The 13,764-nt window shown below is 40.2% G+C and carries 15 protein-coding genes and 2 riboswitches; of the genes, 13 read left to right on the top strand and 2 right to left on the bottom strand.

Annotated features, from left to right (window positions below):
* Positions 1 to 56 precede the first annotated feature (56 nt).
* Entirely contained in the window at positions 57 to 284 is a 228-nt protein-coding gene (locus QM408_RS02020; protein WP_000660081.1) for a hypothetical protein, read from the top strand.
* A 44-nt stretch (positions 285 to 328) separates the two neighbouring features.
* Here the strand turns inward: QM408_RS02020 and QM408_RS02015 are convergent, their stop codons facing one another.
* Positions 329 to 1,054, bottom strand: coding sequence for a 16S rRNA pseudouridine(516) synthase (locus QM408_RS02015; RefSeq protein ID WP_414373388.1), 726 nt, complete (start codon positions 1,052 to 1,054; stop codon positions 329 to 331).
* Positions 1,055 to 1,215: 161 nt separating this feature from the next.
* Between QM408_RS02015 and typA the strand changes: the two genes are divergently transcribed.
* From typA to pyrE, 7 genes are all read left to right on the top strand, one after another.
* Entirely contained in the window at positions 1,216 to 3,057 is a 1,842-nt protein-coding gene (typA, locus tag QM408_RS02010) for a translational GTPase TypA (protein ID WP_000164111.1), read from the top strand.
* 19 nt (positions 3,058 to 3,076) lie between these two features.
* A complete protein-coding gene (locus QM408_RS02005; protein WP_141230318.1) occupies positions 3,077 to 3,331 on the top strand; it encodes a DUF3165 family protein in 255 nt (84 codons plus the stop codon).
* 114 nt (positions 3,332 to 3,445) lie between these two features.
* Complete coding sequence (gene murD, locus QM408_RS02000; RefSeq protein WP_261150351.1) at positions 3,446 to 4,798, top strand: UDP-N-acetylmuramoyl-L-alanine--D-glutamate ligase; 1,353 nt, start codon at positions 3,446 to 3,448, stop codon at positions 4,796 to 4,798.
* A gap of 1 nt (position 4,799) precedes the next feature.
* Positions 4,800 to 5,858: a UDP-N-acetylglucosamine--N-acetylmuramyl-(pentapeptide) pyrophosphoryl-undecaprenol N-acetylglucosamine transferase gene (locus QM408_RS01995; protein ID WP_261150350.1), complete on the top strand. Its 1,059-nt coding sequence runs from the start codon at positions 4,800 to 4,802 to the stop codon at positions 5,856 to 5,858.
* Between the two features lie 9 nt (positions 5,859 to 5,867).
* The gene (locus QM408_RS01990) at positions 5,868 to 7,109 is read left to right on the top strand and encodes a cell division protein FtsQ/DivIB (protein ID WP_261150348.1); all 1,242 of its coding nucleotides are present in this window, start codon (positions 5,868 to 5,870) and stop codon (positions 7,107 to 7,109) included.
* Positions 7,110 to 7,341: 232 nt separating this feature from the next.
* Positions 7,342 to 8,043, top strand: coding sequence for an orotidine-5'-phosphate decarboxylase (gene pyrF, locus QM408_RS01985; protein WP_261150347.1), 702 nt, complete (start codon positions 7,342 to 7,344; stop codon positions 8,041 to 8,043).
* 33 nt (positions 8,044 to 8,076) lie between these two features.
* On the top strand, positions 8,077 to 8,709 hold the full coding sequence (gene pyrE, locus QM408_RS01980; RefSeq protein ID WP_000170895.1) for an orotate phosphoribosyltransferase: 633 nt from the start codon (positions 8,077 to 8,079) through the stop codon (positions 8,707 to 8,709).
* Between the two features lie 50 nt (positions 8,710 to 8,759).
* Here the strand turns inward: pyrE and QM408_RS01975 are convergent, their stop codons facing one another.
* On the bottom strand, positions 8,760 to 9,383 hold the full coding sequence (locus tag QM408_RS01975; RefSeq protein WP_004256189.1) for a cysteine hydrolase family protein: 624 nt from the start codon (positions 9,381 to 9,383) through the stop codon (positions 8,760 to 8,762).
* Positions 9,384 to 9,637: 254 nt separating this feature from the next.
* Between QM408_RS01975 and QM408_RS01970 the strand changes: the two genes are divergently transcribed.
* The 5 genes from QM408_RS01970 to QM408_RS01950 all read left to right on the top strand — a co-directional run bounded on the left by QM408_RS01970 (position 9,638) and on the right by QM408_RS01950 (position 13,428).
* Positions 9,638 to 10,198, top strand: coding sequence for a TetR/AcrR family transcriptional regulator (locus tag QM408_RS01970; protein ID WP_000111607.1), 561 nt, complete (start codon positions 9,638 to 9,640; stop codon positions 10,196 to 10,198).
* Positions 10,199 to 10,370: 172 nt separating this feature from the next.
* A complete protein-coding gene (locus QM408_RS01965) occupies positions 10,371 to 10,685 on the top strand; it encodes a hypothetical protein (protein ID WP_002880183.1) in 315 nt (104 codons plus the stop codon).
* A gap of 20 nt (positions 10,686 to 10,705) precedes the next feature.
* Complete coding sequence (locus QM408_RS01960; RefSeq protein ID WP_165442212.1) at positions 10,706 to 11,011, top strand: hypothetical protein; 306 nt, start codon at positions 10,706 to 10,708, stop codon at positions 11,009 to 11,011.
* Positions 11,012 to 11,171: 160 nt separating this feature from the next.
* Entirely contained in the window at positions 11,172 to 12,308 is a 1,137-nt protein-coding gene (lctO, locus tag QM408_RS01955; RefSeq protein WP_000120723.1) for an L-lactate oxidase, read from the top strand.
* 148 nt (positions 12,309 to 12,456) lie between these two features.
* A riboswitch (TPP riboswitch) is annotated at positions 12,457 to 12,545 on the top strand.
* 214 nt (positions 12,546 to 12,759) lie between these two features.
* Positions 12,760 to 13,428 carry a TenA family protein gene (locus tag QM408_RS01950; RefSeq protein ID WP_414373382.1) on the top strand — a complete coding sequence of 223 codons (669 nt, stop codon included), beginning with the start codon at positions 12,760 to 12,762 and terminating at the stop codon, positions 13,426 to 13,428.
* 123 nt (positions 13,429 to 13,551) lie between these two features.
* A riboswitch (TPP riboswitch) is annotated at positions 13,552 to 13,640 on the top strand.
* Positions 13,641 to 13,764: the final 124 nt, after the last annotated feature.

Raw genomic sequence — 13,764 nt, 5'->3', positions numbered from 1 at the left:
AAGCTATTGTTTTATGGTATAATTAATTTGTATAAAATTTAAGGAGTTCTTAGAACATGAAAGAAAAGAAGAAAAATCCACTTTTTGTGGGTATCTTGTCGATTATTCTTGGTTTGTTATTTCCGTTGGGAGGTATTGGTTTAGGTATTACCAGTTTATTGTATGCTAACTCACTTCAAAAAGAATCTGGACTAGACTATAAAACAGAAAAAATTATAGCTATTGTAGGGATTGTAGTTTCCGTAATTAATTGGGTTTTAGGATTGATTCTTTTTATGAATTAACTAGTGTAAAACAAAAAAAGCTTTAATTTTAAAGCTTTTTTCTTTTATCCACTTTTCTCTAAGTGATTTTTAATGATTTCCAATTCCTCTGGATTCAAAGGACGGTAATGGCCTTCTGTTAGTTCTGTGTCTAATGTAAAATCACCGAATTGAACTCGTTTGAGGGAGGTCACCTTAACACCAACCGATAGGAACATTTTCTTGATTTGATGAAATTTTCCTTCTGAAATGGTGATAGAGGCTTGACTGAAGGAAGGACTTGATGATAGAATCTCTAGTCTTGCAGGTTTACAGATAGTGCTATCTAAAAAGACAATTCCCTTTTGAAAGGCTTGGATATGGTCAGGTGTCAGAAGTCCATTAACCTCAACTTGATAAGTCTTATCGACATGATATTGGGGATGGAGGAGTTGGAAGCCCAAGGGACCGTTATCGGTCAAGAGAAGGAGTCCTGTCGTATCTCGGTCCAGTCGGCCGACGGCATAGAGCTTGTCAGACTGGATGTCAGGCGGAAGGAGGTCCATGACGGTTGGAAGTTTCTTGTCTTTGTTGGCTGTAACGACACCAGCAGGCTTATGAAGCATAAGATAGGTGTGCTCATAGCCTTGAATGATTTGGTCCTGAAAAAGGAGTTCCTGTAGTCCTGTATCGATATTTTGGGCTAGGGAGCGGGCTGGGCAACCATCAACTAAAATTTCTCCTTTTAGTAAGGCTTGTTTCATGGCCTTTCGACTGATTTTTTCTTGGGCTAATAAATTATCTAAACGCATACTGTGCCTATCTTATCATAAGTCTCTTACTTTGAAAAGTCTTGACAGGAAAAGAAAAGCTTCGTGAAAACATTTACACTTGCTTGAGTTATGTTATTTACCTGAAATTATGGTATAATCGTTCAGTTAGAAAATAAATTTTGAATATTATAGAGGAAATCATGACAAAATTAAGAGAAGATATCCGTAACATTGCGATTATCGCCCACGTTGACCACGGTAAAACAACCCTCGTTGACGAATTATTGAAACAATCAGAAACGCTTGATGCACGTACTGAATTGGCTGAGCGTGCTATGGACTCAAACGATATCGAAAAAGAGCGTGGAATTACCATCCTTGCTAAAAATACAGCCGTTGCCTACAACGGAACTCGTATCAACATCATGGATACACCAGGACACGCGGACTTCGGTGGAGAAGTTGAGCGTATCATGAAAATGGTTGACGGTGTTGTCTTGGTCGTAGATGCCTACGAAGGAACCATGCCACAGACTCGTTTTGTATTGAAAAAAGCTTTGGAACAAGATCTTGTCCCAATCGTAGTTGTTAATAAAATCGATAAACCATCAGCTCGTCCAGCTGAAGTAGTGGACGAAGTCTTGGAACTTTTCATCGAGCTTGGTGCAGATGACGACCAGCTTGATTTTCCAGTGGTGTATGCTTCAGCGATCAACGGAACTTCTTCATTGTCAGATGATCCAGCTGACCAAGAAGCTACTATGGCACCAATCTTTGACACAATTATCGACCATATCCCAGCTCCAGTAGACAACTCAGATGAGCCTTTGCAGTTCCAAGTATCACTTTTGGACTACAATGACTTCGTTGGTCGTATCGGTATCGGTCGTGTCTTCCGTGGTACTGTTAAGGTTGGGGACCAAGTTACCCTTTCTAAACTTGATGGCACAACTAAAAACTTCCGTGTTACAAAACTCTTCGGTTTCTTTGGTTTGGAACGTCGTGAAATTCAAGAAGCCAAAGCAGGTGACTTGATTGCCGTTTCAGGTATGGAAGATATCTTTGTCGGTGAAACCATTACTCCGACAGATGCAGTAGAAGCTCTTCCAATCCTACACATCGATGAGCCAACTCTTCAAATGACATTCTTGGTCAACAACTCACCATTTGCTGGTAAAGAAGGTAAATGGGTGACTTCTCGTAAGGTGGAAGAACGTTTGCAGGCAGAATTGCAAACAGACGTTTCCCTTCGTGTTGACCCAACGGATTCACCAGATAAATGGACAGTTTCAGGACGTGGAGAATTGCACTTGTCAATCCTTATCGAAACAATGCGCCGTGAGGGATATGAACTTCAAGTATCTCGTCCAGAAGTTATCGTAAAAGAAATCGATGGTGTCAAATGTGAGCCATTTGAACGTGTACAAATCGACACTCCAGAAGAATACCAAGGATCTGTTATCCAAAGCCTTTCTGAACGTAAGGGTGAAATGTTGGATATGATTTCAACTGGTAATGGTCAAACTCGTTTGGTCTTCCTTGTTCCAGCGCGTGGTTTGATTGGATACTCAACTGAGTTCTTGTCAATGACTCGTGGTTACGGTATCATGAACCATACCTTTGACCAATACTTGCCATTGATTCCAGGTGAAATTGGTGGACGTCACCGTGGTGCACTTGTTTCTATCGATGCTGGTAAGGCTACAACTTACTCAATCATGTCTATCGAAGAACGTGGTACTATCTTTGTCAACCCAGGTACTGAGGTTTACGAAGGAATGATCATCGGTGAAAACTCTCGTGAGAACGACTTGACAGTTAACATCACGAAGGCTAAACAAATGACCAACGTTCGTTCAGCTACTAAGGACCAAACAGCTGTTATCAAGACACCTCGTATCTTGACACTTGAAGAGTCTCTTGAGTTCTTGAACGACGATGAGTACATGGAAGTAACGCCTGAGTCTATCCGTTTGCGTAAACAAATCCTTAACAAGGCAGAGCGCGAGAAAGCTAACAAGAAGAAAAAATCAGCTGAATAAGAGCTAGAAAGAGATAAAGATGGTTTATTTAATCATAGGACTCCTCTTATTACTACTCTATGTATTTGCGACACCACAAAGCATTAAAGGGACAGTCAATATCGTCCTTGTCGTCTTTGCTTTCGTAGCACTCTTGATTTTGCTGATGTTGTCAGTTTTGCAAATCTTTCAGCTACCGACAGAATTCTTCATCGCAGTCGCTATGCTCTTTCTAGCATATTTTAGCTTGCGAGATATTACCCTCATGTCGGTCCATAAAAGTAAAAGAAGATAAAAAGAGAGTTTTGGCTCTCTTTTTGCTTGTTAGAATGCTGAATATGAGCATTTTCGTTTAGAATTATTTCCATAAAAATGGTAAAATAGTAAGAGTAGAAATGGAGTTCGAGACATGAAAGTAATAGATCAATTTAAAAATAAGAAAGTCCTTGTTTTAGGTTTGGCCAAGTCTGGTGAATCTGCAGCTCGTTTGTTGGACAAACTAGGTGCTATTGTGACAGTAAATGACGGGAAACCATTCGAGGACAATCCAGCTGCCCAAAGTTTGTTGGAAGAAGGAATCAAGGTCATTACAGGTGGCCATCCTTTGGAACTCTTGGATGAAGAGTTTGCCCTTATGGTGAAAAATCCAGGTATTCCATACAGTAATCCCATGATTGAAAAGGCTTTGGCCAAGGGGATTCCAGTCTTGACTGAGGTGGAATTGGCTTACTTGATTTCAGAAGCGCCAATTATCGGTATCACAGGTTCGAACGGTAAAACAACCACAACGACTATGATTGGGGAAGTTTTGACTGCTGCTGGACAACATGGTCTCTTATCAGGAAATATCGGCTATCCTGCCAGTCAAGTGGCTCAAACTGCGACAGATAAGGACACTCTTGTTATGGAACTTTCTTCTTTCCAACTCATGGGTGTTCAAGAATTCCATCCTGAGATTGCAGTTATTACCAACCTCATGCCAACTCATATCGATTATCATGGTTCTTTTGAGGAATATGTGGCAGCCAAGTGGAATATCCAGAACAAGATGACAGCGGCTGATTTCCTTGTCTTGAACTTTAACCAAGACTTGGCAAAAGAATTGGCTACTAAAACACAAGCTACTGTTGTACCATTTTCAACACAGGAAAAGGTTGATGGAGCTTATCTGGAAGATGGTCATCTCTACTTCCGTGGGGAAGTTGTCATGGAAGCGAATGAAATCGGAGTTCCAGGTAGCCACAATGTGGAAAATGCCCTTGCGACGATTGCTGTAGCCAAGCTTCGTGGTGTGGATAACCAAACCATCAAAGAAACTCTTTCAGCCTTTGGTGGTGTCAAACACCGTCTCCAATTTGTGGATGAAATCAAGGGTGTCAAATTCTATAATGATAGCAAGTCAACCAATATCTTGGCTACTCAAAAAGCCTTGTCAGGATTTGACAATAGCAAGGTCATTTTGATTGCAGGTGGTTTGGACCGTGGCAATGAGTTTGACGAATTGGTTCCAGACATTACTGGACTCAAGAAGATGGTCATCCTGGGTCAGTCTGCAGAACGTGTCAAACGGGCAGCAGACAAGGCTGGTGTGGCATATGTGGATGCGACTGACATTGCAGATGCGACCCGCAAGGCCTACGAGCTTGCGACTCAAGGAGACGTGGTTCTTCTCAGTCCAGCCAATGCCAGCTGGGATATGTATGCTAACTTTGAAGTACGTGGCGACCTCTTTATCGACACAGTAGCGGAGTTAAAGGAATAATATGAAAAAAATTGTCTTTACAGGTGGGGGGACGGTTGGACACGTGACCCTCAATCTTTTATTGATGCCCAAGTTCATCGAAGATGGATGGGAAGTCCACTATATCGGAGACAAGCGTGGTATTGAACACCAAGAAATCCTCAAGTCGGGTCTAGATGTCACCTTCCATTCCATTGCGACTGGAAAATTGCGTCGTTATTTCTCTTGGCAAAATATGCTGGATGTCTTCAAAGTTGCTTGGGGAATTGTACAATCGCTCTTTATCATGTTACGAATTCGTCCGCAGGCTCTTTTTTCAAAGGGGGGCTTTGTCTCTGTACCGCCTGTTATCGCAGCGCGTGTGTCAGGAGTGCCTGTCTTTATTCACGAATCTGACCTATCTATGGGCTTGGCCAATAAAATCGCCTATAAGTTTGCGACTAAGATGTATTCAACCTTTGAGCAAGCTTCAAGTTTGGCTAAGGTCGAGCATGTGGGAGCAGTGACCAAGGTTTCAGACCAAAATACTCCAGAACCAGATGAATTGGTGGATATTCAAACCCACTTTAATCCCCAATTGCCAACTATATTGTTTGTCGGTGGTTCTGCAGGCGCTCGTGTCTTTAACCAATTGGTGACAGACCATAAGAAAGAACTGACAGAGCGCTACAATATTATCAATCTAACTGGAGATTCTAGCCTGAATGAGTTGAGCCAAAATATTTTTCGTGTTGACTATGTGACCAATCTCTATCAACCCTTGATGGAATTGGCTGATATTGTTGTGACACGAGGTGGTGCCAATACGATTTTTGAGCTCTTAGCCATGGCAAAATTGCATGTTATTGTGCCACTTGGTCGTGAAGCTAGTCGTGGAGATCAGATAGAAAATGCGGCTTACTTTGTTAAGAAAGGCTATGCAGAAGAGCTTCAAGAAAGCGATTTGACCTTGGATAGTTTGGAAGAGAAGCTTTCTCACTTACTAAGCCACAAGGAAGATTACCAAGCTAAGATGAAGGCTTCTAAGGAATTGAAATCTCTAGCAGATTTTTATGAATTATTGAAAAAAGATTTATCATAAGGAAAGTAAATGTCAAAAGATAAGAAAAATGAGGGCAAAGAAATCCTCGAAGAATTTAAAGAGTTATCAGAATGGCAGAAACGAAACCAAGAATATCTAAAAAAGAAGGCTGAAGAAGAGGCAGCCCTAGCTGAGGAGAAGGAAAAAGAAAGACAAGCTCGAATGGCTTCTAAATCTGAAAAGTCAGATGAAACTGAAGACAAAGAGAGTGAGCCTGAACCAAAAGACCCAGAATCAGCTAAAGAAGAGTCTGAAGAAAAAGTAGAAAAGTCAGAAGACGTCAAAAAAGAAGTAGCCAAAGAAGAACAAAAATCCAAAGAGCCAAAGAAACAGAATAAACAGGAGAAAAAGCCTGTAAAGGAAAAACCGGCTAAACCGAAAATTCCAGGAGTTCATATCTGGCGGGCTATCTCGATTTTGTTTCTCAGTCTGCTTTTATTAGTTGCATCTGCCTACTTGCTTAGTCCTTATGCGACCATGAAGGATATTCGTGTTGAGGGAACGGTGCAAACTACAGCTGATGATATTCGACAGGCTTCAGGCATTCAGGATTCGGATTATACGATTAACCTTCTGCTAGACAAGGCAAAATATGAAGAACAGATCAAGTCTAATTATTGGGTTGAATCAGCTCAGCTTGTCTATCAATTTCCAACCAAGTTTACTATTAAGGTCAAGGAATACGATATTGTTGCCTACTATGTTTCTGGTGAAAATCATTATCCTATTCTTTCCAGTGGGAAGGTGGAGACTAGCGCAGTAAGTTTGGTGAGTCTGCCAGAAACTTATTTATCAGTTCTCTTTAATGACAGCGAACAAGTCAAGACCTTTACCTCAGAACTTTCTCAAATTAGTCCAGAACTCAAGGCGGCTATTCAGAAGGTGGAACTAGCCCCAAGCAAGGTGACATCAGATCTAATTCGATTGACCATGAATGATTCGGACGAAGTCTTGGTTCCTCTTTCTGAAATGAGTAAGAAATTGCCTTACTATAGTAAGATTAAGCCACAATTGTCAGAACCGAGTGTGGTCGACATGGAAGCTGGAATTTACAGTTACACTGTGGCGGATAAATTAATTATGGAGGCTGAGGAAAAAGCCAAACAAGAGGCCAAGGAAGCTGAGAAGAAACAGAAAGAGGAAGAGAAGAAAAGGCTGGAAGAACAGCAGAATAAATTGGAAGAAGAGAAGAAAAAATTGGAGGAAGAGAGCAATCGAAACCAAACAAGTCAGCGTTCATCGCGTCGCTAGGTTTAGCTTTTCTCCTATAACTCTTTAGTTGCCATGTTTTTACTTGACAAGTGCTAGTAGAAATAATAGAATAATAGAAAACCTTTAAAGCAGTCCAGAGAGGCAGCTAAGGTTAGACGGTGAAAGGGTGGAGACTACCCATTTTTCGTGGAACCTTGCTGTTGGCAGGTTCCTTTTTTCGTGGCTTCTGTTGGCCAGACTCTCTCACTAGCAAAGGTAAAAGGAGAAACCTATGCGAGAACATCGTCCAGTCATTGCTCTTGATTTTCCTAGTTTTGAGGCGGTCAAGGAATTTTTAGCTCATTTCCCAGCAGAAGAAAGTCTTTATCTAAAAGTAGGAATGGAGCTTTATTACGCAACGGGGCCTGAGATTGTGTCCTACTTAAAAGGTTTGGGTCATAGTGTCTTTTTAGATCTCAAACTTCATGACATTCCCAATACAGTCAAGTCAGCCATGAAGGTTTTGTCTCAGCTTGGTGTCGATATGACCAATGTTCATGCGGCTGGTGGTGTAGAGATGATGAAGGCTGCGCGTGAAGGTCTTGGAAGTCAAGCCAAATTGATTGCAGTGACTCAGTTGACCTCAACGTCGGAAGCCCAGATGCAGGATTTTCAAAATATTCAAACCAGCCTGCAAGAGTCTGTGATACATTATGCCAAGAAGACAGCTGAAGCTGGATTAGATGGTGTCGTTTGCTCGGCTCAGGAAGTGCAACTCATCAAGCAGGCTACCAATCCAGATTTTATCTGTCTGACACCGGGCATTCGTCCTCAGGGAGCTGCTGTTGGAGACCAAAAACGCGTGATGACGCCAGCAGATGCCTATCAAATCGGTAGTGACTATATCGTAGTGGGACGTCCGATTACCCAAGCTGAGAATCCTGTTGTAGCTTATCATGCGATTAAGGATGAATGGACACAGGACTGGAATTAAAGAACTAGATTAGAAAAATAAAAGGAGAAGACCATGACACTTGCTAAAGATATCGCTAGCCACCTCTTGAAAATTCAAGCCGTTTACCTCAAACCAGAGGAGCCTTTCACTTGGGCATCTGGTATCAAGTCACCGATTTACACTGATAATCGTGTGACACTAGCCTATCCTGAAACGCGTACTCTAATTGAAAATGGTTTTGTAGATGCTATCAAAGAAGCCTTTCCAGAGGTAGAAGTGATTGCAGGAACTGCAACAGCAGGGATTCCACACGGAGCTATTATTGCTGATAAGATGGACTTGCCTTTTGCCTACATCCGTAGCAAACCAAAAGACCACGGAGCAGGCAACCAAATCGAAGGCCGTGTAGCTCAAGGTCAAAAAATGGTAGTGGTTGAAGACCTGATTTCAACAGGTGGTTCTGTTCTTGAGGCCGTAGCAGCAGCTAAACGCGAAGGTGCAGATGTACTTGGTGTTGTAGCGATTTTCAGTTACCAATTGCCAAAAGCAGATAAGAACTTCTCAGATGCAGGTGTCAAACTTGTGACGCTTTCTAACTACAGTGAACTCATTCACCTAGCCCAAGAAGAAGGCTATATCACACCAGAAGGACTCGACCTTCTAAAACGCTTTAAAGAAGACCAAGAAAATTGGCAAAATTCTTAAAACATAGAAAATCAGGTAGTCGCTAGGATTACCTGATTTTGTTTTTAATACTAAAGTTGAGCGATAACTTCCTCAGTTGTCAAAACTTGGTTGGCAATGTAGCCGTAGTTTGTTAGTGCAGCTTGGTAGGCTTCTTCACCTGGAGCACCGACAGCATCGTTAACAACAATGACATTGTAGCCTAATTCTATGAGTTCACGCATGTGTGAATCCACGCAGAGATTAGCATTCATACCAGCCAAGATGACGGTGTCGATACCATTTTTGCGGAGTTGAAGGTTAAGGTCGTTGCTTTCTGGGCCAAAGATTTTATGTCCGTTGACAACAATAGTATCTTCATCCAAAAATGGTTTAATCTCTTCAATCATATCTGCTCCAGAGCCTTCTGGAATTGCTGAATACTGGCTATCACGCCAAAACATTTCGTTTTCAATCATCATCGTTTCACCAGCAGCTTTAAATTGCCACTTGTGATCGTGTGGATAGAAGTAGTGCGGTGAGATAAAACGCTTGTAGCCACGCTCTTTAGCAAGAGCTAAAAGCTTTGTCAGATTTTCAATAGTATTAACTTTTTCAAGAACATCTTTAGTTGCTCCGAATCCTTTACCAGTAGATTTTAAGAATTCAACTTGCGGGTCTGTGATAACAAATGCGACATTTTTCTGATTGAACATGAGGTTCCTCCTAATATGATTTGATTAACAGCCAATAGGAATTTAGACTGTTAGTTTGATGATTTTCCAAATGGTAGTTTTAGTTACATACTGACCGTTCGGTACAATTATAATAACATCTAAAATTGAATTTGTAAATTAATTTGCTCAGAACAAAAAATTTTAATGATAAAACAGTGGCAAAAGGAGGTGGTTTCAATTGTTTGGTCTCAGACTCTGAATCTGCTATAATAGGAAAAAAGAGAGGTGAGTAGATGAGCGTTAAAGAGCGTATTTTACAAAGTGCTGAGGAATTGATTTATCAGAAGGGTTATGTGGCCACCTCCATCAGTGACATCATGGAGGCAGCTGATGTTGGCAAGGGACAGCTTTATTATTATTTCAAATCTAAGAAGGAAATTGGTTTGACGGTCATTCAAGATATTTTAGCAAATTGGCGAAAAGAGCTTTTTGAAGATATTTTTGAAGCAGACAAGTCTGACAGTGACAAGTTTTCGGATATGATTGACTGGGTTTGTCAATTTCATGAAAGTCAGACGGTCTTTTATGGTTGCCCAATTGGTAATCTGATTGTGGAATTGTCCACAGAAGATGAGAACTTCCGCTGTCCTCTCAATGATTTTATGACCCAATGGACAGAGAAGTTAGCCAGCCTCTTGCAAGACCTGCATGCTGACTGGTCAGAAGAGCGGGCGCAGTTGCAGGCCCGTCAAGTCATCTCCAGTATTCAAGGCAGCATTGTCATTCTCAAAGTCAGCCAAGACATCCAAGTTTTAGAAAATAATATGACGGATTTGAAAAAGAATTATTGTTAATTTTTAGCCGAAGAATTAAAAGTATGTTAATTTATGGATTGTGGTTAGAGGTAAGAATGACAACAGATATTAAAACTGAAATTGGTCATAGAGTAAGACAGAAACGTGAACGTCACAAATTGACGAGAGAAGAGGTCTGTGGACAGAAGCTGACTTAATAATCAAACAGCTGATGCGTACTGAGCTTGGGCAATCCTTGCCAACAATTACTAAGTTACAATATTTATCTAAGCGATTAGAAGTTCCGATAGATACTTTTCTTGAAAATAAAGAACTAGCTCTTCCTGAGGAAGAGTTGCTGAGTCTAGACTTGATTGAAAGAATATTAGACTTGATAAGAACAGGGACAGGTAGTTTCGCTGAAGATATTTTTGATGATTATTTTAAGCAAGTAACACTAAAGCAAGTTTACACATTCAATGATTTACTATTAATTGATTATTTTGCTATGCAATGTCAAGACTTGATTTATAGAAGAGAGCATTAGATGATTTTCGGATTAAGTTGTTGAAACAGCAATTAGTTAGTGATGAAATGTATAATGTAGAGCTACTATCAGTTCTTTGTGCCATAGCGGTTGTTTATGTTGTTCATAATGACTATAAACATATGATATCTCTAGTAAAAAAGATGAATGAAATTTTATCAGTAACAACGTTGCAAGTCTATAAACCTGGAATTTCAGTATTTGAAGCTAAGTGCTATCTTTATTTTGAAAATGATAAAAATAAAGCAAAGGAACTTTATCACTCAGCAACTATACTAGCTGAACAATTTGATGATAAAGTATTAGAAAATGAAAAGATTATTTGAATTTCCATAACTTAAGAAAGTTCATCATTTTTAATTATCGCTGTAAAATGATTGAAAGTATGAAATTTCCAAACAAAATATTTGAAAAATTTTGAAAAAAGAGTTAGAATATTTTTTGTAATATACAAAGTAAACGCTTACTTATCAAGGAGGACATTTTATGTCATACAAAACAAGCAATGCAGAAGGTCATGTAGATTTCATCAATACCTATGATTTGGAGCCAATGGCGCAACAAGTTATTCCTAAAGCAGCATTTGGCTATATCGCTAGTGGGGCGGAGGATACTTTCACTTTGCGTGAGAATATTCGTGCCTTTAACCACAAACTCATCGTTCCTCATACACTTTGCAATGTAGAAAATCCAAGTACAGAGATTGAATTTGCAGGCGAAAAATTGTCTTCACCAATCATTATGGCGCCTGTTGCGGCTCATAAATTGGCAAATGAACAGGGTGAAGTGGCGACTGCGCGTGGTGTGCATGAGTTTGGTTCTCTCTATACAACCAGCTCTTACTCTACTGTCGACCTTCCAGAAATTACGGAAGCCCTTCAAGGGACACCTCATTGGTTCCAGTTTTACTTTAGTAAAGATGATGGTATCAATCGCCACATCATGGACCGTGTGAAGGCTGAAGGTTATAAAGCGATTGTCTTGACGGCTGATGCTACGGTAGGGGGCAATCGTGAGGTCGATAAGCGTAATGGTTTTGTCTTCCCAGTTGGCATGCCGATTGTTGAGGAATATCTGCCAGAAGGTGCTGGAAAATCAATGGACTTTGTTTACAAATCAGCTAAACAACGCTTGTCTCCACGTGATGTAGAATTTATCGCTGAATACTCAGGACTTCCTGTTTATGTCAAGGGACCACAATGCCGTGAGGACGTTGAACGTTCGCTTGCTGCAGGTGCTTCTGGTATCTGGGTGACCAACCATGGTGGCCGTCAAATCGACGGTGGGCCAGCTGCCTTTGACTCACTTCAAGAAGTAGCAGAAGCAGTTGATAAACGCGTACCAATCGTCTTTGACTCAGGTATTCGTCGTGGCCAACACGTCTTTAAAGCCTTGGCTTCAGGAGCAGACTTGGTAGCTATTGGCCGCCCGGTTATCTATGGCTTGGCTCTCGGCGGTAGTGTTGGTGTGCGTCAAGTCTTTGAACACTTGAATGCGGAATTGAAGACAGTTATGCAATTGTCTGGAACTCAGACTATTGAAGATGTCAAACACTTCAAACTCCGTCACAACCCATACAATCCAACCTTCCCAGTTGACCCTCGTGACTTAAAATTGTATTGATAAAATAGCTTGCCTCCACTTGATGTGGAGGTTTTTCTTCGTCTATAGGAAGAATAAATCACCATTGAAATCTATATAAATATATTTTTCAGTCAAATATCTTGCTAGGGCTTTCATTTTTTGCTATACTGGTGCAGTAATTAAATAATAAAGACATTTGGGGTGCTTTAGGCTGAGATGATACCCATTGAACCTGCTACAGTTAAGACTGGCGAAGGGAAATGTGAAACGTTTTTTCGTATGGCGAAATGAACGATCTAATCTTGTAAGTCAACTCTAATTCTTGATTGTAATTGGAGTTTTTTTGTTTATATAAGCTGGATGAAGGTGATACAAAGTATTTAGGTAGCTCTTCTTGAACGCCCTTGATTTTCTTTAAAAAGGTCAAGTAAAACTAGAATTTTCTTGATGTTTTGTTGATTACGAACGAGTAAAGAGAGGAAAAGTAAATATGGAAACACAAGACTATGCATTTGAGCCAGGTTTGATTGTTGGAGAATTATTAAAAAGCGGTCAGAAAGATTGGCAAGCTGCAATCAATCATCGTTTTGTTAAGGAACTTTTTGCGGGGACAATTGAGAATAAGGTCTTAAAAGACTACCTGATTCAAGATTATCACTTCTTTGATGCCTTCTTATCTATGCTGGGTGGCTGCGTAGCTCATGCAGACCAGCTTGAATCCAAACTTCGTTTTGCCAAGCAACTAGGCTTTCTTGAAGCAGATGAAGACGGTTATTTCCAAAAGGCTTTCAAAGAGTTAAAAGTATCTGAGAATGACTATCTGGAAGTGACCTTGCATCCTGTAACAAAAACCTTTCAGCAGCTTATGTATTCTGCTGTGTCATCAGCAGACTATGCTCATCTTTTGGTCATGCTAGTCATTGCAGAAGGTCTCTATTTAGACTGGGGTTCTAAAGATTTGGCTCTACCTGAAGCTTATATTCATTCGGAATGGATCAATCTACATAGAGGCCCTTTCTTTGCAGAGTGGGTTCAATTTCTAGTTGATGAACTTAATCGTATCGGGAAAAATCTAGAAGATTTGACAGAACTTCAGCAACGCTGGAATCAAGCGGTCGCTTTAGAATTAGCCTTTTTTGATATTGGTTATGAATTATAGGATAAATTCAATCCTTTTATGTAGATTAAAAGAATTAACAAACAAACTATATAAATATATTTTCCAGTCAAATATCTTGCTAGGGCTTTCATTTTTTGCTATACTGGTGCAGTAATTAAATAATAAAGACATTTGGGGTGCTTTAGGCTGAGATAATACCCATTGAACCTGATACAGTTAAGACTGGCGAAGGGAAATGTGAAATGGTTTTGTATTTATAGAAACTAACCATCTAATCTTGTAAGCTGAACTCTAATTCCTATCTGTAATTAGAGTTTTTTCTTTTACGAAACTGGATGAAGATGATACAAAGCATTTAGGTAGCTCACATTGAAT

Origin of the sequence: Streptococcus mitis, assembly GCF_047464965.1 — a bacterium.
In the GTDB taxonomy this organism is placed as follows: Bacteria; Bacillota; Bacilli; order Lactobacillales; family Streptococcaceae; genus Streptococcus; species Streptococcus mitis_DU.
Note: the sequence above shows the minus strand (reverse complement) of the source record. Positions and strands in the feature narration are given on the sequence as shown.